Here is a 24,425-nt window from a genome sequence, read left to right as displayed (position 1 = left end):
AATGGTATACTGTTATATGAAAGAGCATCCGGTTTCCCTTTTTTTAAACTATATTTTGTATGTCTTTCCATATGTTTCGAAGAGGCTAAACCTGATTTTTTTTCTGTTAGGTAAGCAACAAAAGTTATATCGATCGATACCTTAGACAGAAGAGATAGTTTTATACCTAAATATGATGCTGTATTTTGTTAGTGAAGATCATTTTAGCGTATATTAAATACACTTTTGTTTTGCAAAAATAGGGTGGTGAGGATTTTTATAATATTCGAATTGATTGTTGTATTGTTCTTTAAGTACAAAATTTGGATAATCGAATGCGAAGTCAACAGACTTTTATTCGTTTCAATCTAGCTGTTGAGTACAGATAAAAATACCGTTGTATAGGTGTGGCGTAAACATAAAAAAAAGAAGCCCGACCAATTTTTACGATTGGTCGGGCTTCTGTTATGGCGTATGAATTCTTAGTCTTTTGTTTTAAATTTTCCTCTTCTGAAGGGTTTTTTACTGGCTCCGGATCTGGCTTTGCTTCTGTTTTTGTCTGTAGCTGGTTTCTTAGCTGCTTGTCCTGGTTTCTTCGGAGAGATATGTAAGCTGTAAGGATGCTCTTCCACTCTTGGTATTTCCATCCGAATGGATTTTTCAATATCCAATAAGTATGCGTATTCCTCATCATCACAGAATGAAATTGCCTTGCCATCCTTTCCGGCACGTCCTGTACGTCCTATCCGGTGTACATAAGATTCCGGGATATTTGGAAGATCAAAGTTAATCACATAAGACAGATCATCGATATCAATCCCTCTTGCTGCGATATCTGTCGCTACCAGTACGCGAAGTTTGCGATCTTTGAAATTAGTCAGTGCATTTTGTCTGGCTGATTGCGATTTGTTACCATGGATAGCTGCGGCTTGTATGCCCTGTTTTGCCAGATCTTTGGCAATTCGGTCAGCACCATGTTTTGTTCTGGAGAATACCAGCGTATGTTCAATATTTTCGGATTTGAGCAGATGCGTAAGCAGATGACGTTTGTCTGATTTGCTGACAAAATAAACCGACTGCTGTATTTTTTCTGCTGTGGTAGATTCCGGAGTTACTTCTACTTTGCTTGGATCTTCCAGAATATGAGATGCCAGTTTCTGAATCTCTGCAGGCATTGTTGCTGAAAACAACAGTGTCTGTCTCTTTTTAGGAATGATAGAAATCACCTTTTTAACGTCATGGATAAATCCCATGTCCAGCATTCTGTCGGCTTCATCCAGTACAAAATACTCCAGTTGTTTGAGATCAATAAACCTTTGATTGTACAGGTCGAGCAGGCGCCCTGGAGTCGCAATGAGGATATCAATTCCTTTTTTTAAGGCATCACGCTGCGGCTGTTGTCCCACACCACCATATATGACCAGATTACGAATAGGTAATTCTTTGGAGTATGCATCAAAATTTTCTTTGATCTGTATGGCTAATTCACGTGTAGGTGTCAGCACCAGCGTGCGTATTCTTTTTTGAGCAGTCTTTTCTTTGGAATAGGTCAGCATCTGCAGGATAGGAATGGCAAAAGCCGCTGTTTTTCCAGTTCCTGTCTGTGCGCAGGCCAGGAGATCTTTACGTTGAAAGATGATAGGGATTGCTTGTTCCTGAATAGGTGTCGGATTCTGATATCCTGAAGCTTCCAATGCCTTCAGGATAGGTGCTATAAGTTTTAAATCTTTGAATTGCAAATTGTTGAATTTTATAATGCTGACTTTTTTGTCAGTATCAATCAGCTGCAAAGGTAGTTAAAAGAATAACTGTTTTTTGTTTTAAATAAAAATGTAATTTTGGTTCAATTTTTTTGAGACTAATAATCAGCAACATTGATGTCTTTCGCCAGACGGTAATTATGAAACATTTTTTTAAAAATATAGCTTTACTTGTTCTTTTGACCGGAATGATGTCTTGTCAGGAACAGTCACATATCGCACTTGTTGTCATCAATCCTGTGGACAGCACCGTAAATTCGGTAGTCAGTGCTATGGCAGATCAGCTCGATACACTGGTGACAGTCTTTAACCCTTCTCATTCTTCTTCTCTGACAGCGAATCCGGCCTTCCGTGTAGCAGAGATACAGACTACAGATATAATGGGAAAATTGCTATCCGGAACTAAGGCTAATGTTTCCTATTTGGGCGGATTCAATACAGAAAGAGGTGCAATAGGAGAACGATTAACAGCAAATGGCATTGCTGTACTTGCGCAGCAGCCCCTTGTGGCTGGAAAGCAGAGTATGCAACACCTGCAAAATATGTATCGTACTGCCGCTGAGACAAAAGCACTGATTTATGATCTGGTACCTGCACGGTTTTATGAGGAAGCTGTTATTGTCAAAGCATTAGTCGCACAGCAGGAGTTTTCAGGAGGCCTGATTGCAGGTTCTGAAGAGGCTCCGGCAATTGTAATCAACAGACACTTTAATTTTGTAGAGTGGAAACAGGGTGATATGATCCAGAAACCGCTCTCATTTTTTGATGTAAATAAACAGGGAGACGGTTTTGCAGGTCTTGCATCCTATCTTGATCTGGTGAACTGGATTACATTGCCGGAACAAAAACTGGATTATGCTGCGGATGTCAGACTAGTCAAGGCCCGAAAATGGCCTGCCTTATTGAACAGGTATCAGTTTGCGAATCTGACCGGACAACAATCTTATCCTGATGAACTGAAAGCTTATGTAAATCCATATAATGAGCTTGCTGTTTCTTCGAATGCAGAAATTCGTTATCTGCTTCGGGGGAAGTCTGTTGCAGTAACTGTTGCCTGGGATTATGATTCTGAAGAAAGTAAAGGTGATACTTTTGAAGGCGTTCTTCAAACCATTAATTTTACTGTTGAAGTCCGATCCGAAGATCGCCGTAATATCATTTATATAACAGCAAAAGAATCGGCAGATAAGCAGGGTTTTGAGAAAAAACTTCAGGAAACTCTTGCTAAGACCGGTATTCAGGCTGTTAATTTTGAATTAACAGCAGACGGCAAATATAAGATAGTATTACCGGAGGGAAATAACAGAAATCCGGATAAGTATCTCGCAGGTTCTGTAAAGACTTTTGTTAATTATTATCAAAAGGGTGCTGTTCCGGAGTGGGAAACATCTTTTATAAAGGCTAAATATCAATTGATATCTGATGCTGCAAAACTGGTAACTCCTTAAATAAATATAGCGCAGAGCTTAAGTTCTGCACTATATTTATTGAAAACATTCTTATCGAAAATATGGTTACTGAAATAATCCGGAGACATATTGCATCAGTAGTCCGCAGATGTAACCTCCGTATGTGCCTACTGCATACCCTAATACCGCAAGTAATACCCCTACAGGAGCTAAGTATTTGTTAAATGCTGCAGCTACAACAGGAGCAGATGCGGCTCCGCCGATATTTGCCTGACTGGCAACAGCTACATAAAAGAAAGGTGCCTTTATAATTTTTGCCACTCCCAGCATAAGGATAATATGGATCAATATCCACACGATACCTACTAAAAAGAATACAGGATTGTCCAGTAAAGCTTTTATATCCATTTTCATTCCGATTGTAGCGACCAGGATATACAGTAATATAGAGCCCATATTGGACGCTCCGTAATTTTCAAGTTTCCGTACTCTGGTAAAGGAAAGAACCATTCCTATCGTAGTCGCAATAATAATAACCCAGAACGTAATACTTGTCAGGGAATATTGTTCCGAAGCCGGCCAGATTTCTTTAAACCAGGGTCCGATAAAATTACCCATAAGGTGAGCAAGTCCAGTTCCGGCAAAGCCGACGCCTAATACGGTAAACCATTGGGCTACGGATACATCTTTGACTCTTTCTGCAAGGTGAATGGATTCCAGTCTTTGTTCCAGATTTTTGAGAGACGAAGTATCGGCCTTGAAAAAAGCATCTATTTTTTCAGATTTTTGAGCACCGTAGATCAATAATCCCATCCAGATACTGGATATAAGTACATCTACAGCTACCATTTGACCAAACAGAGATTCTGAAGAACCGAAAACTTTGAACATAGCGGCCTGATTGGCGCTTCCTCCGATCCAACTGCCTGCAATAGCCGCAAAACCTCTCCATGTCTCTTCACCGTTAAAATGAAGAATGGACGGAAATATACTGCCAATCAAAGCAATTGCAATAGGACCACCGATAATAATACCGATAGCTCCTGTGAAAAACATGATTAACGATTTGCTGCCCAGTTGTTTAAGTCCCTGAATATCGATACCAATGGTAAAGAAAATCAAACTGGTAGGAAGCAGGTATGTGGAAGCCATCTCATCCAGTTGTGACACCTCTCCATTGATGATATTAAAAGAATTCAAAAGTGCAGGAACAAAGTAGCACAGTACAAGGGAAGGACAATATTTATAAAACTTGGCCCAAAAGCCTTCCTTTTTACTGGAAGTATAAAAGATAAAACCAAGAATTCCCATTAATAAGCCGAATACAACAGCATCATTGGTAATAAGTGGTTGTACAATTGGTAATTTTTCTTCCATGTTGTTTAAAATTGATGATTAGTGGGGTGAAGTTATGTATTATTTGTAACTTATTCATTGATTTAATCTAAAAAATGCATAAAAACGCATGGTTAATTTGTAAAAATATAGTGATGGATATTTGAAATATAGAGTTGTTATTTTTAATGTAACTCTAATTTGTTAATTTTAGAGTTCTATAAATGAATGAAATGAACCAGGACAGAAGAACCTTTATCAAACAAAGTGCGGTCGTGGCTGCATCACTGGCCGCAATTCCACATCTGGGATATGCTACTTCCGCAAAAAAGATCAAAGTAGGTTTGATCGGATGTGGCGGAAGAGGAACAGGAGCTGCTTCTCAGGCTTTAGCGGCAGATCCTCAGGTAGAAATAACGGCATTGGCCGATATTTTCCCGGATCAGTTAGAACATGCACTTACGACACTTCGTGAAATAGATGCTGCGCGTGTACAGGTTGATGATAAAAATAAATTTGTAGGGTTTGATGCATATAGAAGACTTATAAACTCGGGTGTAGATGTTGTATTGCTCTGTTCACCGCCGAATTTCCGTCCTGATCATCTGGAAGAGGCCGTCAAGGCTGGTAAACATATCTTCTGTGAGAAACCTGTAGCCGTTGATATTCCGGGTATTCACCGCGTAAGTAAAGCAGTAGAGCTGGCAAAACTGAAAAAGCTCAATATTGTTTGTGGTTTTTGCTTTCGCTATTCCACACCAAACCGGGAGATTATCAAACAAGTAAGAGCGGGTAGTATTGGAGATGTAAAGGGATTGTCTACTTTTCGTTACGGCGGAGAACTTACATTCAAAGACAGACAGCCCGCGTGGAGTGATCTTGAATTTCAGCTTCGGAACTGGTTGTTCTATACCCGTTATTCGGGAGATATGCTGGTGGAACAAGCCATACACAGTGTGGACTTTATGTCATGGGTGATGAATGACGAACTGCCTAAACTGGTAACAGGTACCGGAGGAAGACAGGCTAAGCCGTGGGATAAATTTGGAAATGTATATGATCATTATGCTGTAGAATATGCTTATTCCGGAGGATTGAAATCTTACCATTTCAGCAGACAGCAGAATGGCACTACATCACGTAATAGTGTCGATGTAATGGGCACACAGGGACAGGTAGATGTCAAACTGATGTCCAGTTACGAAGTGATGGGTGAACATCCGTGGAAATTTACGGGAAGACTCAATAACATGTACCAGACACAACATGATGAACTGTTTGCAGCTATTCGCAACGGACAAGTTATTAATGACGGAGATTCAATGACTAAGTCAACGCTGTTGGGTATCTGGGGAAGAACTGCTGCTTATACCGGAAAAGCGATCAGCTATGATGAAATCATGAATTCACAAGTCGTATTGGGCCCGCATTCTGATGAATTTGACTGGAATATGAAAGTAGATCAATTACCAATTCCACGTCCGGGATTAACAACTTTTGGATAATATCTGAACAGATTTTCATGCGAAAAATCAAAATATTAGTAGTAGGATGCGGTAATATGGGAGCTTCCCATGCACAAGCGTATCATGAGCTTCCTGAGTTTGAGATTGTGGGACTGGTATCCCGTGGAGAGAGTAAATCCGAACTGAATAGCCGCCTGAATGCAAGCTATCCTTTATATGAAGATTATGCAGAAGCTCTTGCTATTTCTCATCCTGATGCAGTTTGTATTGCTACCTATCCTGATACACACGAAACATATGCAATCATGGCTTTTGACTCCGGAGCGCATGTATTTATAGAAAAACCATTGGCCGATACGGTTGCCGGTGCGGAAAATGTCATTGCTGCAGCAGAACGTTCCGGTAAAAAACTGGTTGTCGGTTATATTCTCCGTCATCATCCGTCATGGACAAGGTTTATTGAAACAGGCAGACAGATGGGATATCCACTGGTTATGCGCATGAATCTTAACCAGCAAAGTCAGGGCTATATGTGGGATGTGCATCGTAACCTTATGAAAAGTCTCAGCCCGATAGTGGACTGTGGTGTTCACTATATAGATGTGATGTGTCAGCTTACCGATGCCAGACCATTACAGGTGTCTGCGATTGGGGCAAGGCTTACAGATGATATTCCCGACAATAATTATAATTACGGACAGTTGCAGATTCGTTTTGATGATGGCAGTGTAGGTTGGTACGAAGCAGGCTGGGGGCCGATGATGAGTGAAACAGCCTTTTTTGTGAAGGATGTGATCGGGCCTCTGGGTTGTGTGTCCATTGTAGCTAATGAAGCATCCGGTAACGGACATTCGGATAGTGTAGCCTCCCATACACGCACCGAGTCCCTGCGTGTTCACTATGCCGCTATTGATGATCAAAATAAATTCGTGCGTAAAGATGAATGGATCCACCTGGAAGACGAGCCTGATCATCAGGAACTTTGTAATAGAGAACAGCTTTTCTTTTTAAAGGCTATACAGGATAATCTCGACCTGAGCAAATCTATGCAGGATGCATTGAATAGTTTGCGTATTGCTATTGCCTGTGATGAATCTGTCAAGACGGGGAAGATCGTTAGTTTATCCTAAGAATCTTTGCATTTTCCACTGCTTTCTTCTGCAATAATTTTATGAAATGATGGGTATAGTCTCTTGATTTTCATTTATCAGCATAAGTTTTATAGCCTATACTTAAGACTGATTAAATGAGACTTTAGGATTCTTTCCTGTCTTCATCATTGCTATTTTTCCACAATGTAATTTTTTTTGATCAATTGGTCTGTAATTTGATGAAGAAAGATTGTATTAACTTGTTTTGATGATGAAAATTTCCATTTCTGTATTATTTCTCCTTTTCTTATCCCAAATAAACACGCAGGCACAGACTGATGTGTGGAAAATTCATCTTGAAGCAAAAGGTGCAAAACCTGCTGAATGGTGGACAGAGCGTACAGGACAGTATGTTGCCGAATTTGAACAGAATATTGCAGAAGCATTTTATCCTGAATCAAAACATGCAGATTTTGAAGAAAAAATCTGGATATCAAAAGACAAATCCAGAGTACTAAAGGGAAAGGACGAAGCTCAGTTTATGTATGTGTATCCTAAAAAAGAAGTATACGCTTACCAAAAAGGGGATGATATCATTACAAAAGATATTATATCCGATCCATATCGTATCATTAATGCTTCGGATGTGAAGAATGTAGGAGATGATGTCAGCTACCTGATTATTTCCCCTACAGATGAAGTGAGAGATATTCAGGGATACACCTGCCATAAATATAAGTTAAACTTTGGACAACACGGATTCGGAGAGGTAAACTATCAGGTGTGGTGTGCCAAAGATATTCCTGCATATGGGAGTGATAATCTTCCTTTTGCTAATCATTTACCGGGAGCCGTCCTTCAGTTTGATCTGGATACACAGGATTCTACAGTAGGATTTGCGGCAACTAAAGTTGAAAAAATGAGTGCTGACCCTTCGTATTTTGAATTGCCATCCGAAATGGAAATCGTGGATGTACAGGATACTGGCGACGGACTGTCTTCCGGAGGAGAACTGCTGGCCGTCTTCAACAGCGGTCTTCAGCTACAAGACGGTGTACAGTGGTTTCCGGATAACCGGGACGGAAATGTAGTCATAGGATTAAAGAAGAAAAGCGGAGAAATTCTGTTACCGGCAAATTACCAGACCATAGAAAATATTACAGATGAAGTTGCAGCCGTGACCGATCTGGACCAGAAATACTGGTTGGTACGTAATGATGGCAAGATGCTGAATACATCCGGGTACAATCACTTTCAACCTGTCAATGATCAGGTCTATTCTTATCAGATTGATACTAATTTCGGATTGGCAGATATTGAAGGTAAAATACGTGTTGACAGTCTGGAAGATATGCAACCTCTAAATTCGGAATATGTATTTGCAAAGAAAGACGGTCAGTATGGTGTCATAGATCTGGAAGGAAAGTTTGTCGTTAAACCTTCTTATCAGTCCGTGAAATGGAATGCGGCAGGTGAGCTGAATCTTGTTGAAAAAGAAGGCCAAAATAAGACTACAACTATCTCTGCATCGGACTTTATTGGGAGCTTTACAAAATAGTAGTTTTTGCTTCTGAAGACTGTAGGCATCTATAAAAACTGTAATTGCTTCCTTAATACTTGTTTTAGAAAAAAGGCAGAGCAAATGCTATGCGGATTAATATTATCTTATAATCTTAAATTCAGTTCGTCTGTTCAAGGCTTTCCCTTCTTCAGTATCATTTGTAGCTATGGGTTGATTTGAACCATATCCTTTTGCCAGAAGACGGGTGGCTGAAATACCCTTTACAATTAAATAATCGACCACAGCCTTTGCTCTGTTGTCCGAGAGCGTCTTATTCAGCTGATCATTCCCTGTGTGGTCTGTATGTCCTCCTATTTCTATGCGTACCTGCGGATTCTCCTGTAAAAAAAGAACGAGTGTATTCAGATCACTGGTGGAGGAAGGTAAAAGATCGTATTTGTTTAATGCAAAGAAGATATTGTTCAGTACTACATTTTTGTCCACTTCTATGGGTTTTAATAAGATTCTGGCTTCAAACTCTTCATTCGTATGGCGGGGATCATCCAAAGCGTAGGGTATCGATTCAAACAGATAACCTTTTTCGCGTACATGTACTGCATAGTGATTGCCAATGGGTAAGGTCGCCAGAAACTCTCCGTCGGTGATGTCACTCTGGTCTTCAAATACCAACTGATTTGTGGCGGTATTTGTGACGCTGATACTGGCTTTTACCGGTACTAAAGTTTTTGCATCCAGTACCAGTCCTTTTATAAATGCTACGGGATGCGGACGGTTATGTGCAGGAATCTCAAAACTATAGATGTCCAGCTGTTGTTGTCCGTCTATTTGTGTAGAAAGAAATCCCATTTTGCCATTCATGCTTACATAAAGCGCATTTTGTTCATAATAATTATTTATGGGATGTCCGAGATTAACAGGAGTGGACCACTTATTCAGGGAATCTGATTTGCTTACAAAAATATCTTTACGGCCGAACCCGGGCCATCCGTTGGAAGCAAAGAATAAACTGGTATTATCTGCGTGGATATAGGGTGCACTTTCATCAAAGATCGTATTGATCTTCGGCCCCAGATTAACAGGCGCAGACCATTCCTCTTTTGTATTCAGTGTGCTTTTCCATATGTCATACCCACCAACTCCGCCTGGTCTGTTGCTGACAAAATAAAGGGTACGTCCGTCCGCACTAATTGCAGGTTGAGATTCCCATCCTTTGGAATTGATCGGCGCACCGAGGTTATATGGCTCGCCCCAGATTCCGTTTTCTTTTTTTGATATGTAGATGTCACAGCTACCCATTCCGTTTGGCCAGTTACAACCCGTGAAAAACAAGTATTTACCATCAGGTGAAATACAGTGTGCCCCTTCATTAAATTGATCTGAGTTAATGTGGCCTGTTAATTTTTTAGCCTGAGACCATAGTTTTCCATCGTACTGACTTTCGTAAAAGTTTTCCTGATTGGCTGTTTTACGCGTGAAAATAATAGTTTTGTTATCGGCAGTCAGCTTAGGAAAATATTCATCATCTGTAGAGTTGATCGCATCGGATAATTTATTCATAACAAAGGTTTCCGGAGAAGAATAAGAGAGGCTAAAATTACAGTCTGCTATGTATTTATTCACTAACAAAGCACTTCTGTCGGCTAGTTTTACTTTAGTTTTATAGGTTTCCAGGTAGTTCAGAGCTTCCTTGTAATGGCCTGTGAAAAGGCTGGACTCGCCAATTCCAAAGTAGGTCAGCGGAGTTAGTTCAGGATCTGTCTGCAACACTTTTTCATACATCTGGCGGGCTTCTTCATACTGATCTGCTTTGCGATAGAGATCTCCGAGAGTCTGATAAGCAGATGCAAAATTACCATCAATTTTTACAGCTTCCTTCAGGAGTTCTATTGCCGGAGGATATTCTCCTTTTTGCAGGTGTCTGTTAGCAGATGTATAGAGTTGTTGTGCTTTTGCATTTCCGGAAGGTTTTTGAGCAAAAGTATATCCAAAGACACATATAAAAATCAGGACAAGACTGTAACGCATATATAACTCTATTCAATCTGTTAAAGATAATTAAATTTTGCTGATTGATAAGGGGGTGTATTTTGATAACCGCATGGGTGATAACTTTAGCGTCTATAGTTTGTACTGTTGAATCAATCCTGTTACAATTTGTGAAACCATCCTTTAAAGGCTATCTTAGATGTATAAACCTTAATCATCTGCAGTTCTCTTTTTCTTATGGATATTTCATTGCGTATTCGTCTTTCGGTCATGATGTTCTTAGAATATGTGATAAAAGGTGCATGGTTTGTTACTTTAGGGACGTATCTGGCCAAAAATCTGCAGGCTACAGGGCTTGAGGTTGCGAATATTTTTTCTACACAATCGCTGGGAGCCGTTCTTGCACCTTTCTTTATAGGATTTGTGGCAGATCGTTATTTTAATGCAGAACGCGTACTGTCTATATTACATTTAATTGGTGCGGTACTGTTATTTATGATGTATAAGTCGTCAAGTGCAGCTGAGTTTTATCCATATGTATTTGTTTACTTTATCGCTTATATGTCTTCTCTGGCATTGACTAATTCTATTTCTTTCAGGCATCTGAAAGACGCAAAAAAGCAATTTCCGGGTATTCGGGTTTGGGGTACGGTGGGCTGGGTGATTTCGGGGGTAATCATAAGTTATATTTTTCACTGGGATAGTCCTGATGCGATAGCAAGTGGAGCATTGAGTTATACCTTTCTGCTGGCGTCTTGCTGTTCACTACTCTTATCTGTGTTTAGCTGGACATTACCTAAAACACCTCCTGTAGCAAAAAATAAGGATAAATCATTCCGTATAACAGATGCTATGGGACTGGAAGCTTTAGGATTACTGAAGAATAAAGGTTTTCTGATATTTTTCTTAACAGCAGTTGTGATATGTATCCCGATATCTTTCTATTATCAGAATACAAATCCTTATCTGGTAAGTGTAGGATTGCCCAATCCTACGGCTAAGATGGCTTTGGGGCAATTGTCGGAAGCGCTTTGTCTTTTACTTATTCCTTTCTTTTTTGCCAGGTTTGGTTACAAAAAGATGATTCTGATTGGTATTTCTGCCTGGATACTGCGTTATCTGTTGTTTGCTTTCGGAAACGGAGATGATTTGTCTTATATGTTGATCATCGGCATTGTACTTCATGGTGTATGTTATGATTTTATGTTTGTAGTGGGGCAGATTTATACGGATACAATTGCCGGTGAACGTTACAAATCCTCAGCTCAGGGATTGATCACAGTCGCAATGTATGGAATAGGGATGTTGATTGGCTTTTGGGTTGCGGGTTATATTTCAGATTACCTTAAAGCTGTATATGTATCTGATTTCTGGTGGTATTTGTGGATTACCCCTGCGGCAATAGCTGCAGGATGTCTTTTGATTTTCGCCGTCTTCTTTAAAGAAAAAATGGGAGTCGCTAAAGATGAAGCTGCCGAAGTTGTATAATATTGTTTAACAGTTTTAACCGCATCATAAGGCAATCCTTCACTGCGTCAGTTGGCGTCCCTGCTGACTTTTTTATTAATTAACGTGAATTTTGGGTCTTATTTTAAAATATAGGGTAGCACTAAGTAGTAGAAGCATATGCTTGTCATATCAGTCTTTAACCTCTCTCCCGGTAAACCGGGATCTCTCCTTAAAAAAGAGAGAAGAACTTGTTCCTGAACCGATAAAAGTAGCAGGCACAAGCGGACGCTTGCGCCAGAAATGGGGTATCCCCGCTGACTATTTCTGTTATACTGATTTACATAAGTATTATAATAAGGAGTTGCTGAAACAGCTCCTAAAAGAATTATCTTTTCTTAGTTCTTTTCGATTTCATTTTCCAATAAATCAAACAGAGGCTGAACCATCTGTGTAATATGTGAACCGTTGAAAATTAAAAACGGAATTTTATTACTTAGTTTTGATAAGGTGGTGGAGCTTTCCGGATAGGGATGGCGTTCGTTCCACTTGATAATATCACTCAGATGTAACAATACCTGTCTTAAATTTTCATAATCTGTGAAACGTTGAAAATCCATTCTGTTTTTATTGAACAATCCGATTTCGTCTGCAAGTTGAAGCAGATTCTGAGTTTTCTGCTTGAGTGAAGCTCCTTGTACCCTTTGACTTCTGGGATAAGAAATTGTGTTGTGTGCATTGTCAATCATACCATTCAGCCCTATTTCAAGAGCTATACCGAGATGATAATAGGCATTGATAGATGTCTTTACAAATGCAGTATTGTTAATGTCCATATGTACCCCTGAATCATAATTATCCATCCTGAGCTTTTCCAAAAGCATATATGCAACAAGTTTTGATATGCGGTAATACTCCCGCCAATGAACGGGCTGGTCTAAAGATACAACGCTGTTGAAATATTGTTTTAAGGTTGAATGTTGGTTATATGTATCCATAGGTCATATAATTTTTTACATATGTAAGTTACGTATAAATTCTTTAAAATGAAAAAAATATACAATTAATATTTTTTTTTATTTGTAGCTAAGTTTGAGCACAGCTTTAACATATGGAGAACAAGTTAAATCATACAGACAGATCAATTTTAAGCGTTAGATATCATAGGTGGGATTACTGCGCTTTGATGGGGGATAGTAAGCGAGCTTAATTAGTTATGAAATTACTAAAATAATGCATACTGACAAGATATTTTAATGATTGAAACAAGTATGTTACAATGTGTCGCTGTGTTTTTTTCTTGTTATTTTCTTCTGTCCTTATCTTCATATCGTCTTCGTCCTGACTGCTATATAATGTATACGGTATGATTTTTTAATATTGGCTTAATATGAATATTTTACATTTGGAGCATATGCCTGAAACAAGACGTTTACATCAGCAATGGTTGGTCTCCGTCAGAGAACAAGACGACAGATCTGCATTTGCCGAAATCTACCATTGTTATTGGAGAGAACTGTATATCCATGCTGTAAAACGTCTTCGCGATGAGCAGCAGGCAGAAGACATTCTTCAGGAGTTGTTTGTTCAGTTCTGGGAGCGACGGTCTGCTTTAGATACCGAAATGAATCTGCGTGCATATCTCTATGGTATGCTGAAATTTAAACTCATAGATTTTTTTAACTCCAATAAAGCTCAGCAAAAGTTGTTGGATGGACTAGCTGCGCATATGTTTGATTATGTACAGCAGCATCCGGAGGAAATGGAGACTTATCTTGCCATGGAAAAACTATTGGAGGAGGAGCTGGAAGCAATGCCTAATAATATGCAGCAGGCCGTATTGTTACGCTGGGAACATTATAGCATTAAAGAAATTGCCAGAAGACTTAATCTATCTGAGCAAACCGTAAAAAACAATTTAACCGAAGCTACCAAACGTCTTCAGAGGGGACTGACTGCCCGGTCAAAAGATGTATACGGCCCTCTTTTTTTACTTTTTGTGCAATCCTTGCAAGAATGGCTCAAACCTTAGGTAGCTGTTCATAATTCTTTCATATAACCTTAATGATTTATTGAAGTACTTTTTATCCTTTTTGCTGACATACAGATAAAAGGGACAAAAAAAGTGAAAACTAAAATATTCAACTTATTGATACAACGGTATCGGGACGGAAGTGCCACGGCTGACGAACGTCAGTTTGTCGATCGTTGGTATGATCAGCTTGACCGGGAAAAATTTTCGGAACATAGCATATCTGAAAATCTTCAACATCGTATATACGGAGAAATCTGTAGTCATATTGACGGTGCTACTGTACGTCAGGTAGGATCTATGATCTCCTGGAAATTTGTTGTCAGTATTGCAGCCAGCGTCCTCCTCTGTCTCGGTATTGTGTGGTGGATGACAGCTCAGGATCAAACTCCTTCACATTATATTGCGACCACTCCGGAAATAAGAGTTTTTGAAACTATAGCGGGCGAGCGGAAGCAGGTATTGCTTCCGGACAGTTCAGTCATCACCCTAAACAGTATGACCCGGGTTAAGCTGGATGTAGCAAGTTTCAATAGAACAAACAGAAAGCTCGAACTTTCATATGGAGAAGCATTTTTCGAGGTGAGGCGTGATACATTAAGACCTTTTATTGTTACTTCAGGAGCGCTGCAGACTCAGGTACTGGGTACTTCTTTTACGATCAGGTCTTATACAGATTTGCCGGAGCAGACTGTAGCTGTATTTTCAGGCAGAGTGCAGGTAAAGCATCATGATCAGATGCTTGGGGTATTAACCAAAGGTCAGCAGATCCGTTACGATAAATCAAATGACAACAGTACAACAGAATCATTTGACCTGGAAAACAGAAACGCCTGGATTACGGGTAAAACATATCTGAACAAGGCTTCATTCGAAGAGCTTGCGCTTACCATCCGAAATAATTACGGAGTAACCTTGCAGACTACAAATCCTCGTATAGCGGATCAGCAGTACACACTGTCCATTCAGAAACAAATCTCTCTGGACGATCTCTTGGAGGTCATCACGACTGTACACCATAATAAATTCAGGAAGGAGGGCGATATCGTGATGGTTTATTAAATCAAAAAAGAGTCAACGACTGCCATCGTTAACCCTTTTCGCACAGGATCGCTCCTGATTTTAAAACTGTACTAAAAACCGTGAAGTCATTAATACATAATCAAATTTATGCAATTTAATTTATACTACCTCAAATTTATAATGAGAACCCTATTACTCTCAGGCCTGATGATGGTATTCCTTATGGAAATGTTACTGGCCAACAGCGTAAATGCCCAATTACTAAAAAAGAAAATTACGATTTCTGTGCCGGCAAAGAATATGTCCGAAGCATTAAAACATCTGGAAGGTCAGCAGATATTTATTGCCTATGATCCCGGTAAATTGAATCTGGATCAAAAAGTTACCCGTAGCCGAAAATTTGTAAACAGTACAGTAGAGGAAGTGCTGAAGCATATCCTGTCAGGGGCCGGAGTCGGCTATAAGGAGGTAGGGAGCTATATTATGCTTGAGCCGTTGGTTATTCAACAACCGGGACGAGTATCGGGACGTATTCTTGATGAAAGGGGATTGGGCTTGCCAAATGCGACAATCAGAATAGTTGAATTAAACCGTAATGCACAGAGTGCAGTAGACGGAAGTTATTCGTTAAGAATTCCATCAGGAAAGTATACCTTGGAAGTGAGTTACATTTCCTACCAGACACAGCGTATCAGTAATGTGCAAGTGCAATCGGGTGAAATTACAGCCTTAAATATCGCTATGGTGGCGCAGACTGCTCAATTGGCAGAGGCTGTCGTGAATACTTCATTCAAGAAGGCATCAGTGGCCGGACTCTATGCTGCACAAAAAAATGCAGCATCGGTTACGGACGGTATTTCAGCAGAACAGATTGCCCGCACTCCTGACAATGATATGGGGCAGGTGCTGAAACGTGTGACAGGTCTGACCACAGTAGACAATAAAAATGTCGTGGTAAGGGGGATGTCTGAGCGGTATAATCAGGCGATGCTTGACGGAGTAGTGATACCGAGCACATCCATGAATAAGCGTAATTTTTCTTTCGATATCATTCCGACAGAAATGGTAAGTAATGTAGTTGTAAACAAGACTGCTACACCGGATATGTCATCTGAATTTTCGGGTGGTCAGGTATCCGTAAATACGCTGGATATTCCGACGCAAAATTTTACTTCTATTCAGGTGGGAACAGGAACGAATTCGCAAACACTGGGTAAGGATTTTTATCATCTCGGAAAGCGCTATAACAGTGAATATATCGGGTTTTACAACTCTTCTGTCAAGCTGCCTGACGGAATGACTCCCTGGTACTGGACCTCGGGTGTAGAAGTACCTCCTCCGGGTATTCCGGGGCAGACAGATGACCTCACATTATTACCTAATGATCCACGTCCGTACAGTTCACTTGATGCTATTGCACAGTCCAAGCGTTTGAGTGCTGAACCTCTCAGGCTGAATAAATATAAGGGAATGCCCAATCAGAACTACCGCTTTTCATTAGGGCGTGTATATGATTTGAATAACGGAATGAAACTTGGCTTTGCGGCAAGTGCTAATATCCGAAATGAGCAGAATATTGTAAAGTTCAACAATATAAGAAGCTCAAACCGCGGCGGATTTCATTTTATAGATAGTGTAGGACTGGGGCAGAACGGTGCCGGTACTTCCTATCGTTTCAACAGCAGCAGCGGTCTTGTTGCTAACATTGGATTACAAGGGAATGATTTCAAAATATCTTCCAAGAATATGTATGCCCGTACCTACAATTCGAACTATAATGAGGCTATCCGATTGAATTATGAGGATCTTATGCAAGCCCCGTTTAAAGAGCAGTATCAGTTGCCTGAAGCGATGTCTTTGCAACAACATCAGCTGAATATAGAATATCTCTTGCCCTGGTCTGTCAAAATGGAAGCGATGGGAGCTGTCAATAAGATCGAACAGCAGATTCTGGATGAGCGTAAGTTAAGATACAGATTGACAACTATTATTGACGGTCAGCCTTATTTTCAAACTCCAAATGTACGCTTGTCCTCAGAAGTAGGAGGAGATAATCTGTCCAGAGATTCACGTATGTGGACAAATGTAGATGAGACGGATTACAACTGGAAGTTTGATTTCTCGAAAAAATTCGCCTCTGGAGGAAACATCAGTACCTTGGTTAAATTAGGGTATCAGGGCTGGTCGAAAAACAGATCTCTGGATGTATTCCGAATGCTGCCTGCTGCTGCAAGGGGCAGTGTTATTGAACAACCTTATGAAGTCATCCTGGATCCTCAAAATATAGGTAAAGAAATCAATCAGGCGTACTACTGGGCGGAGAATATTAATGGCCGGATTTTCAACGGAGATATGAAAAATCATGCCGGTTATATCATGGCTGATCAGAAGTTATGGCAAAAATTGCGTCTTGTATATGGCGTACGTATGGAGTATTACCGTCTGAATAATCAGCAGGCCGAATATTGGGACAGAACTTCAGGTATAGTCAATAAATATCTGGAGTACAGGGATCTGGTTGAAGATAAAAATTGGAGAGCATTGCCTTCTGTTAATGCAACATATAGCGTGACGGATGATTTCAATGTCCGTGCAAGTTACTCGCGGACAGCCATACGTCCCGATTTCAGAGAAACTTCCTTCTTTGGTTTTTATGATTATGAACTGGATGCGAATATCTCAGGCGGACTCATGACTTCATCGTTAGTAGATAATACCGATATCCGGTTGGAGTGGTATCCGGGTGCCGGAGAAATTATCTCGCTGACAGGATATTATAAACATCTGGACAAACCTGTGGAGCTGGTGATGGATCCGAGACTGAATACACAGAAATACTTCGTCTTTGTCAATATGGAATCTGCACGCAATCTGGGTGTTGAAATGGAGGTACGTAAAAATCTAAGCTTTGTGTCTTCTCAGGAATGGTTATCTAAATTTTTTGTATATGCCAACGGTACCCTGCTGAAATCTTCTGTTAAGACACTTAGTCCGTGGTACATAGATGCTAATCAGGATAATGCATTAGTACAGGCCAAAGGTGCGGATCAGGATCGTCCGTTAATGGGGCAGTCTCCATGGTTGTTGAATCTGGGATTGAGTTATTGGGGAGACTATTATGGTGCTACCGCCAGTTATAATCAAAGAGGGCCTCGTACCAATCTGGCTAATACCAGTCCGAATCTGGTTGAATACGAACTTGCTCCGCGTCAGCTGGATTTTCAGATATATGCCCGCTTATTCAAAAAGAAAGCAGAAATCAAATTTAATATGGCTAACCTGCTTAACGAATGGACACGATTCTATACGAATACCGAAGCCTATGAAATGATAACGCCTGGAAAAGAAGCTGATGGTTTTCGTTTGATTAAAGGAGATAATAATTATAACAAAGATGACGGAGATACCATTACCTACCGTAAACAGGATGGTCGTCGTTTTAATTTGTCTTTTACCTACAATTTTTAGGAATAAATATGAAGGCCATCTTGAAAGGTGGTTAGAAATAAAAAACAGGCTTGCGCGAGGCAGGCAAAAAATAATAATCCTGTGATCCTCCTATGAAGAATAAGTTCCGCGAATTGTCAAACACACAATCGGGAAGATAAGTAAAAACTAAAAAAGGGTGAAGGGATTATGCAAGCTATACTACTGAACGTTATTTGCTGTCCGGCTCAGTAGCATAGTTCACAAATTGTCTATAGGCAGCAAAGTTATTAAATTATTAACAAAGCATGAAAAAGTTTTTATTCGCGGCATCTGTATGCGCAATCGCATTAGCCTCATGTAACAAAGACAACCTGGCTCCACAGGCAGACTTCAAAGCGGGTCTACCGGCTAAACCTCAGGCACACGTTCCTGTAGATGTAAATGGTTTGATCACTAAATCATTTCTGTCAAAAGATACGGTATGGTTGATCGATGGTGTTTCTTTTGTAGCACCCGGACAAACGCTTACAATTGAAGCAGGTACTTTTCTTACTTCAGGTAATGTGAAATCTTATAATGACGAGGTATACGGTGCTCAAAATATCCGTGGGGTATTAGTTGTACCTAAAACAGCTAAGTTGAATGCTATCGGTACTGCTGCTGCTCCGATTGTATTTACGTCTCCTAATGCTTCGGGTAGCCGCAATCCGGGCGATTTTGGTGGTGTGATTATGTTGGGTAATGCGACAACTAACCAACCGGCTACTACACGTATCGAAGGTGTACCTGCGCCTATAGGTGTAGATGTAACTTACGGAGGAAGTAATCCTGCTGACAATTCCGGTACCTTGAAATATGTGCGTATTGAGTTTGCAGGTTATAACCTGACTGAAAACAATGAGATCAACGGTCTGACTTTAGGTGGTGTCGGTAACGGAACTACTTTGGAAAACATTCAGGTATCTTGGGGTAAAGATGACGGTTTTGAGTTTTTCGGAGGTACTGTTAATGCGAAATATTTAGTAGCTTCTTCAAATGACGATGATGATTATGATTTTGATTTCGGATATACCGGAACTATTGAGTATGCATTGTCTCTGAAAGATCCTAACTCTACTAACAGTACTTCAAGTGGAAATTCTGATTCTAATGGTTTAGAGTCTGATAACAATGGAGCAGGTGATGCTACAAGATTGCCATTGACTAATCCTAAATTGAGAAACTTTACATTCCTGGGTATTAAAGACGCAGCTGTTGCTACTACTAAACTTAAGTATGGTAACCGTTGGAGAAGAGCTTCTTCACTGGATATCGAAAATTCAATCATCGCCGGTTATGCTACAGGAGCTAGTTTCGAGAGCATTTCAGGAGGTAATTTCAGTAACAACGTCGTACACGGATATGCAGCTGCATTCAATGGCACTGCTCCGGGATCAGGCAACTCGACAACAGTTTCTTCTGATGCAACGTCTTATCTGGCATTAGCAGGTGGAACTAATATTTTCTACCCTGTATCAGGCGGATTTAATCCTTTTGTTTTACGTCCTACAGCTACTTCACCAGCTTACGGTACCGGAACTTCATACAAAGGAGCTATCGATCCTGCTGTGACGAATCCTTCTCAGGTGTGGACATTCGGATGGACTCAGTTTTCTCCGAAAACATATTAATCATAATCTATATAGCCTGTCGAAAACTGCTTCGGCAGGCTTTATTTAACTGTATATGAATAGAAAAATAGTTTGCTTTTTATTACTGATCTCTGTATTAGTAATCACAGGTTGTCAAAAAGGTGAAGAAATCAATTCGTTCACTGCATTAAGTACGGTTCAGTTTACTCACAAACAAGCTGAAGGATATGAGATAAAAATAGGTAAGGAAACTATCCCTTTTAATATTTTGAAAAAAATAATCAGGAGTGATTCTGTAGAAGTCAGCGTAGTAAGTCTGGCATCAAAGACAGAAGTGTTGAAGCAATATATAAAATTAGAAGAAAATACAAACAAGTTTACATTGTTAAAAATGGATCCGGCTGACGAACAAACGGTCGTACTGATGAAGGGGAATGGCGAGATTGAAGGAGTGTTGCCGGAGCCGGGTAAAATCAAAGTCAAATTTGTCAATTACAATAAAGAACTGGCTCCGAATGAAGAAGCTATACATCTGGTATTTCAGGAATTAAAAGAATTTGACTTTGGAATGTTTATGTCGGTATATTATGATATCAGTACAGATACGGTGTTTAATGTAAGCAGAAAAGTGCCTGCAGATTATACTGTACTTCCTGTTAAGAGTCCTCCAGTCAGGAGCTCTGATTATGTAGGGAGATTTCTGGTATTGAAAGCAGATAAAAAACCATTATTAAAAGAGGGAGAACCTGTATATCTGTATTTGGAGAGTTCAAATACATCTGCAGGTATTTTTATATCAACGATTCCTGACGGAGTAATTTCTAAGAAGGAAGATTATTTCGATACCTGGACTCCTTCTCCGGGATGGTCATATCCATTTAATAATTTTTTGATTAAATAAAACGGAAAAAATATGAAGGGAATTAATTCGCTCAAACACCAGCAGATGAAACAGGTATTGGTGGATCTCGAACATTTACTGCGATCAGAGCATGAAGTGTCTACAGCTTATGATATCAAAAAAAGCCGTGAATCACTTGTTGCCTTACATCAGCAGTACCGGGATACATTGAATTTACTGGAAGTAATTATCAAAAAGTATGAACAGGAGTCATACCGTATCCGTACTGCTTATCTGGCAAGACCTGTTCGTCGTTTGCAAAGAACTCCACATGCTGTGGTAGATATCCGTCAGCTGGTCAATACGATTAATTCCCTGGCTAAATAATATTAAAATTTTTTGGGTAAAGGTTGATGATGGGTCATTTTCTTAAGGAGATGGCCCTGTTTTATTTTGGAAAGGAGAATATGCTGTGAGCAGCATATTATTCAGAAAGAATAAGAGGTTTGTGTTGTTTAGGATCTGAGTGGTAAAGTACCTGGCCTTCTAAACTGATGGCGGCCTTTTGCAAAGATGTATTCCGGGAGGAGGAGGTTCTGCTGAGGACAAAAGCTACGTATGGATCCTGTTCGGATCCGAAAGGATACAAGGGTAAAGAACTGTGCTCAGACAGGTTAAATTGCGGTATCAGTCCTGCGTTGTAATCACCTTTGTTGTTTTTGTTATACAATTTGTAGACCAAAGGAAGAATATGCCAGCTTTCTGCAGAGCCATTGATATTGTCTGGTGAAGTCAACGTGACAGAGGCCATATCTTTGCCCATGGTCGTCTCTCCGATATGTATAATTTCTATGTATGGACTTAAGTTGTTGATTAGTAATTCTGCTGCTGAAGCTGTATAGGAAGTGCTTAAGATGTAGATTTTGCTGAGCTGAAGACTTTTTGAATGCAGGTCCTCTGCAGTAAAGCTGTATCCGTCCGGTTGTCTGCTGAGTGACTGTGCAAAACTCATACGCTGTACACCTAAGGAAGCATTGCCCTGATACATAAGGAAAATATCATTGGCCTGTACCTTTGCCAATAGCAAGGAACAAAACGCAGCAAAAGATACCTGTCCTCCTGCATTGTAACGCATATCCAGTATTAAATCCGTTATTTTTTTCTGTCGGAAGTCATCCACAGCCCGTATAACATCGTAAGCTCCGCTGAAGTCGAAGTGACTAAGGTACAGATACCCATAAATGTTGTTCTGCTGTTGTATGATACGCTGTGTGTATACTACTGGCTGAGCAATGTAAGCAGAAGCCAGTTGTAGAGTTTTCCCCGAGTGCAGTGTTAACCGGAGCGTATTTCTGCCAAGAGCTTCCTGTGTAAGGTCTGAAACATTAGCAGGTGTAAGAAGTTGATCATTCCATGTTGTGATCGTATCTCCACGGGACAGTCCGGATTGCTGCGCCTGAGAGTAAGGCACTACCTGACTGACTATATGGTGAATAGTTCCGTTTTGAGAAATCTGGATGAAATCAAAACCAAAAGTATTCGCCAGCGTATTTCCGTAAGTATCCGTGTTTTTGGTTTGTAAGATTGAGGAAAAATGATCCTGGGGAACCAACAGTGATTTGAAGTATATATCAGGTGAGGTTTCATCCGTCTTGCCGGAGGGAATTTGATTGCTCCAGTAGTAGTATTGTTTCATCTGCGACATGATCCATTGATTGATGGCTTTATTTGTTCCGGCAGGGGCAGGAGCATCTTCTTTTTTACAGGCTGTAAACAGACTGGCCGCAAATGTAAAAAGTATGAAAGTAAGACGAAGAGGAGACAGACTTTTCATGTATTAAAGTTAATGAAGTTGTGTCTTCTTCCATATTATGTTTTGGTTAACAAAAGGTATCTTATTTTGACAATGTAAAATTACCTTTAATCAGATCTGTGTTAAACTGTCCTATGCTTGTTTCTTGTAACATGACAGACAGCTTTTTTCTGATCTTTTTGAAATGGTGATGTAAAGGGCATGGATTTTCTTTAGAGCAATAGTCGAGTCCCATGGCGCATCCTTCAAACAACTGTACGCCGTCAATACTCCTTACAATATCTGCCAGTGGTCGTTTTGTATCTTCCGGTTCCATATAAAAACCGCCGTTCGGACCTTTTGATGATCGGATCAGCCCTTCTTTACTAAGTTGCTGAAGTATCTTTCCCAAAAAAGCTTCAGGCGATTTGATAGCCTCTGCAATTTCACGAATGCCGGCCTTTTCTCCTTGCTGACTGGACTGTGCAATATACATAACTGCCCGAAGTGCGTACTCACAGGTCTTTGAAAAAAATCCCATTTTTATAAAATCCTTGCGTTTATATTATTCACTTGTATTTATGACTTTCTCAATACGTTTTGCTGTATCTGAATGACTGATGGAGAGTCTGATGACTGTATCTTCAGTTGCTGTGAGATCATGTGGTATATGACCTTCCAGTCCGATCATATCTCCACTTTTCATTTCATAGGTTTCAGAAAGTATACCAAGTTTGATTGCCCCCTGTAACACATGAATAACTATAGGAAACGGACTTTTGTGCGTTTTCATAACTTGGCCGGCCCGCATGCTGATACGTATTTCCTTAATAGCTGAAGTTTCCAGAATCACCTTGATGTCCGGTTTTTTTGAACTGTATTGCAGGTTCTCAAAAATGGATCGGATAGCATTATGATATTCGGTTGATTTATCGTTGTGAATAGTCATGATCTGTTATTTTTAAAAGTTCTTAAAGGTACATAAAATAATAAAAGATAAAAAAGTCTTTTATTATTTTTACCTTTGTTCTGTCAAAAGAGATTTTACATTTTATATTGTTAAATTAAGAATAAGACTATGGCAAAGCAGGATATTACAACGATGGAAGATATTAAATTGTTGGTAAATACATTTTATAGCAGGGTGCAAGAGGATATGCTAATAGGGCCTGTCTTTAATAAAATTTTGGATGGTCGCTGGGAGGCGCATCTGGAAAAAATGTATGGTTTCTGGCAGACGCTTTTACTGGATGAGCACACCTATTTCGGAAGCCCGTTTCCTCCGCATGCGACATTGCCTGTTGATGCGGCTCATTTTGATGCCTGGCTTAATCTCTGGAGTCATACTGTCCGGGAGTTTTTTGAAGGAGAGAAAGCGGAAGAAGCTGTTCTGCGAGGAGAGAAAATGGCAACAATGTTTCTTTCTAAAATCACCTATTATCGAAATACTAATGCGAAGCCTTTAAGCTAGGCAGAACAGATTATTCATAAAATATCATGCTGGATTTAGTTCAGTATCCTTACCTATTTATTGCTTTTGATGATTAAAGAAGTCGTCAGAGCAAGTTGATAATTTACTTGTCTTCCAACCTCCAACCTTTAGCCGGAGCTGCTCTATTGCCGTTTTAATCTTTTCCGGGAATGCTGACTAAAGCTGCATTTCAAAATTTTCCTCTTCAGATA

At 39.9% G+C, this 24,425-nt stretch carries 19 protein-coding genes; 12 read left to right on the top strand and 7 right to left on the bottom strand.

Annotation, left to right across the window (positions count from 1 at the left end; all coding sequences use genetic code 11):
* Positions 1–461: 461 nt before the first annotated feature.
* Positions 462–1,718, bottom strand: coding sequence for a DEAD/DEAH box helicase (locus I6J02_RS00935; protein ID WP_236582242.1), 1,257 nt, complete (start codon positions 1,716–1,718; stop codon positions 462–464).
* Between the two features lie 161 nt (positions 1,719–1,879).
* On the opposite strand from I6J02_RS00935, the gene I6J02_RS00930 reads away from it, so the two are divergent.
* Positions 1,880–3,187, top strand: a complete 1,308-nt coding sequence (locus tag I6J02_RS00930; protein ID WP_201679986.1) for a putative oxidoreductase C-terminal domain-containing protein — start codon at positions 1,880–1,882, stop codon at positions 3,185–3,187.
* A gap of 66 nt (positions 3,188–3,253) precedes the next feature.
* Here the strand turns inward: I6J02_RS00930 and I6J02_RS00925 are convergent, their stop codons facing one another.
* Positions 3,254–4,525: a DUF819 domain-containing protein gene (locus I6J02_RS00925; RefSeq protein ID WP_201679985.1), complete on the bottom strand. Its 1,272-nt coding sequence runs from the start codon at positions 4,523–4,525 to the stop codon at positions 3,254–3,256.
* Between the two features lie 182 nt (positions 4,526–4,707).
* Here I6J02_RS00925 and I6J02_RS00920 point away from each other — a divergent pair, with 182 nt between their 5' ends.
* The 3 genes from I6J02_RS00920 to I6J02_RS00910 all read left to right on the top strand — a co-directional run bounded on the left by I6J02_RS00920 (position 4,708) and on the right by I6J02_RS00910 (position 8,598).
* Positions 4,708–5,988 (top strand): Gfo/Idh/MocA family protein, encoded by a 1,281-nt coding sequence (locus tag I6J02_RS00920; protein WP_201679984.1) that lies wholly within the window; start codon positions 4,708–4,710, stop codon positions 5,986–5,988.
* Between the two features lie 17 nt (positions 5,989–6,005).
* Entirely contained in the window at positions 6,006–7,079 is a 1,074-nt protein-coding gene (locus I6J02_RS00915; RefSeq protein ID WP_201679983.1) for a Gfo/Idh/MocA family protein, read from the top strand.
* A gap of 229 nt (positions 7,080–7,308) precedes the next feature.
* On the top strand, positions 7,309–8,598 hold the full coding sequence (locus I6J02_RS00910) for a WG repeat-containing protein (protein WP_201679982.1): 1,290 nt from the start codon (positions 7,309–7,311) through the stop codon (positions 8,596–8,598).
* Between the two features lie 102 nt (positions 8,599–8,700).
* Here I6J02_RS00910 and I6J02_RS00905 read toward each other — a convergent pair whose 3' ends face one another.
* Positions 8,701–10,587, bottom strand: coding sequence for an OmpA family protein (locus I6J02_RS00905; RefSeq protein WP_201679981.1), 1,887 nt, complete (start codon positions 10,585–10,587; stop codon positions 8,701–8,703).
* A 198-nt stretch (positions 10,588–10,785) separates the two neighbouring features.
* Between I6J02_RS00905 and I6J02_RS00900 the strand changes: the two genes are divergently transcribed.
* A complete protein-coding gene (locus I6J02_RS00900) occupies positions 10,786–12,036 on the top strand; it encodes an MFS transporter (RefSeq protein ID WP_201679980.1) in 1,251 nt (416 codons plus the stop codon).
* A gap of 356 nt (positions 12,037–12,392) precedes the next feature.
* Here the strand turns inward: I6J02_RS00900 and I6J02_RS00895 are convergent, their stop codons facing one another.
* Positions 12,393–12,992, bottom strand: a complete 600-nt coding sequence (locus tag I6J02_RS00895; protein WP_201679979.1) for a hypothetical protein — start codon at positions 12,990–12,992, stop codon at positions 12,393–12,395.
* A 392-nt stretch (positions 12,993–13,384) separates the two neighbouring features.
* Between I6J02_RS00895 and I6J02_RS00890 the strand changes: the two genes are divergently transcribed.
* From I6J02_RS00890 to I6J02_RS00865, 6 genes are all read left to right on the top strand, one after another.
* Positions 13,385–14,026, top strand: coding sequence for an RNA polymerase sigma factor (locus I6J02_RS00890; protein WP_201679978.1), 642 nt, complete (start codon positions 13,385–13,387; stop codon positions 14,024–14,026).
* A gap of 93 nt (positions 14,027–14,119) precedes the next feature.
* The gene (locus I6J02_RS00885; protein ID WP_201679977.1) at positions 14,120–15,088 is read left to right on the top strand and encodes a FecR family protein; all 969 of its coding nucleotides are present in this window, start codon (positions 14,120–14,122) and stop codon (positions 15,086–15,088) included.
* A 141-nt stretch (positions 15,089–15,229) separates the two neighbouring features.
* Complete coding sequence (locus I6J02_RS00880; protein ID WP_236582241.1) at positions 15,230–18,517, top strand: TonB-dependent receptor; 3,288 nt, start codon at positions 15,230–15,232, stop codon at positions 18,515–18,517.
* Positions 18,518–18,783: 266 nt separating this feature from the next.
* Positions 18,784–20,148: a hypothetical protein gene (locus I6J02_RS00875; RefSeq protein WP_201679975.1), complete on the top strand. Its 1,365-nt coding sequence runs from the start codon at positions 18,784–18,786 to the stop codon at positions 20,146–20,148.
* A 55-nt stretch (positions 20,149–20,203) separates the two neighbouring features.
* Positions 20,204–21,010, top strand: a complete 807-nt coding sequence (locus I6J02_RS00870; RefSeq protein ID WP_201679974.1) for a hypothetical protein — start codon at positions 20,204–20,206, stop codon at positions 21,008–21,010.
* Positions 21,011–21,022: 12 nt separating this feature from the next.
* Entirely contained in the window at positions 21,023–21,337 is a 315-nt protein-coding gene (locus I6J02_RS00865) for a hypothetical protein (RefSeq protein ID WP_201679973.1), read from the top strand.
* A gap of 97 nt (positions 21,338–21,434) precedes the next feature.
* Here the strand turns inward: I6J02_RS00865 and I6J02_RS00860 are convergent, their stop codons facing one another.
* From I6J02_RS00860 to I6J02_RS00850, 3 genes are all read right to left on the bottom strand, one after another.
* Positions 21,435–22,784, bottom strand: a complete 1,350-nt coding sequence (locus I6J02_RS00860; RefSeq protein ID WP_201679972.1) for a S41 family peptidase — start codon at positions 22,782–22,784, stop codon at positions 21,435–21,437.
* 61 nt (positions 22,785–22,845) lie between these two features.
* Positions 22,846–23,283 (bottom strand): RrF2 family transcriptional regulator, encoded by a 438-nt coding sequence (locus I6J02_RS00855; RefSeq protein ID WP_201679971.1) that lies wholly within the window; start codon positions 23,281–23,283, stop codon positions 22,846–22,848.
* Positions 23,284–23,307: 24 nt separating this feature from the next.
* On the bottom strand, positions 23,308–23,691 hold the full coding sequence (locus tag I6J02_RS00850) for a cupin domain-containing protein (RefSeq protein ID WP_201679970.1): 384 nt from the start codon (positions 23,689–23,691) through the stop codon (positions 23,308–23,310).
* Between the two features lie 129 nt (positions 23,692–23,820).
* Between I6J02_RS00850 and I6J02_RS00845 the strand changes: the two genes are divergently transcribed.
* Positions 23,821–24,213, top strand: coding sequence for a group III truncated hemoglobin (locus I6J02_RS00845; RefSeq protein ID WP_201679969.1), 393 nt, complete (start codon positions 23,821–23,823; stop codon positions 24,211–24,213).
* The last annotated feature ends 212 nt before the right edge of the window (positions 24,214–24,425 follow it).

The sequence above is a fragment of the Sphingobacterium spiritivorum genome (assembly GCF_016725325.1).
In the GTDB taxonomy this organism is placed as follows: Bacteria; Bacteroidota; Bacteroidia; order Sphingobacteriales; family Sphingobacteriaceae; genus Sphingobacterium.
Note: the sequence above shows the minus strand (reverse complement) of the source record. Positions and strands in the feature narration are given on the sequence as shown.

Excerpts from the sequence above, each read along its gene's own strand:
- I6J02_RS00860 (WP_201679972.1), bottom strand. The coding sequence starts at position 22,784 with ATGAAAAGTCTGTCTCCTCTTCGTCTTACTTTCATACTTTTTACATTT.
- I6J02_RS00930 (WP_201679986.1), top strand. The coding sequence starts at position 1,880 with ATGAAACATTTTTTTAAAAATATAGCTTTACTTGTTCTTTTGACCGGA.
- I6J02_RS00915 (WP_201679983.1), top strand. The coding sequence starts at position 6,006 with ATGCGAAAAATCAAAATATTAGTAGTAGGATGCGGTAATATGGGAGCT.
- I6J02_RS00910 (WP_201679982.1), top strand. The coding sequence starts at position 7,309 with ATGATGAAAATTTCCATTTCTGTATTATTTCTCCTTTTCTTATCCCAA.
- I6J02_RS00850 (WP_201679970.1), bottom strand. The coding sequence starts at position 23,691 with ATGACTATTCACAACGATAAATCAACCGAATATCATAATGCTATCCGA.
- I6J02_RS00880 (WP_236582241.1), top strand. The coding sequence starts at position 15,230 with ATGAGAACCCTATTACTCTCAGGCCTGATGATGGTATTCCTTATGGAA.
- I6J02_RS00905 (WP_201679981.1), bottom strand. The coding sequence starts at position 10,587 with ATGCGTTACAGTCTTGTCCTGATTTTTATATGTGTCTTTGGATATACT.
- I6J02_RS00870 (WP_201679974.1), top strand. The coding sequence starts at position 20,204 with ATGAATAGAAAAATAGTTTGCTTTTTATTACTGATCTCTGTATTAGTA.
- I6J02_RS00925 (WP_201679985.1), bottom strand. The coding sequence starts at position 4,525 with ATGGAAGAAAAATTACCAATTGTACAACCACTTATTACCAATGATGCT.
- I6J02_RS00900 (WP_201679980.1), top strand. The coding sequence starts at position 10,786 with ATGGATATTTCATTGCGTATTCGTCTTTCGGTCATGATGTTCTTAGAA.
- I6J02_RS00855 (WP_201679971.1), bottom strand. The coding sequence starts at position 23,283 with ATGGGATTTTTTTCAAAGACCTGTGAGTACGCACTTCGGGCAGTTATG.
- I6J02_RS00895 (WP_201679979.1), bottom strand. The coding sequence starts at position 12,992 with ATGGATACATATAACCAACATTCAACCTTAAAACAATATTTCAACAGC.
- I6J02_RS00845 (WP_201679969.1), top strand. The coding sequence starts at position 23,821 with ATGGCAAAGCAGGATATTACAACGATGGAAGATATTAAATTGTTGGTA.
- I6J02_RS00890 (WP_201679978.1), top strand. The coding sequence starts at position 13,385 with ATGAATATTTTACATTTGGAGCATATGCCTGAAACAAGACGTTTACAT.
- I6J02_RS00920 (WP_201679984.1), top strand. The coding sequence starts at position 4,708 with ATGAATGAAATGAACCAGGACAGAAGAACCTTTATCAAACAAAGTGCG.
- I6J02_RS00865 (WP_201679973.1), top strand. The coding sequence starts at position 21,023 with ATGAAGGGAATTAATTCGCTCAAACACCAGCAGATGAAACAGGTATTG.
- I6J02_RS00875 (WP_201679975.1), top strand. The coding sequence starts at position 18,784 with ATGAAAAAGTTTTTATTCGCGGCATCTGTATGCGCAATCGCATTAGCC.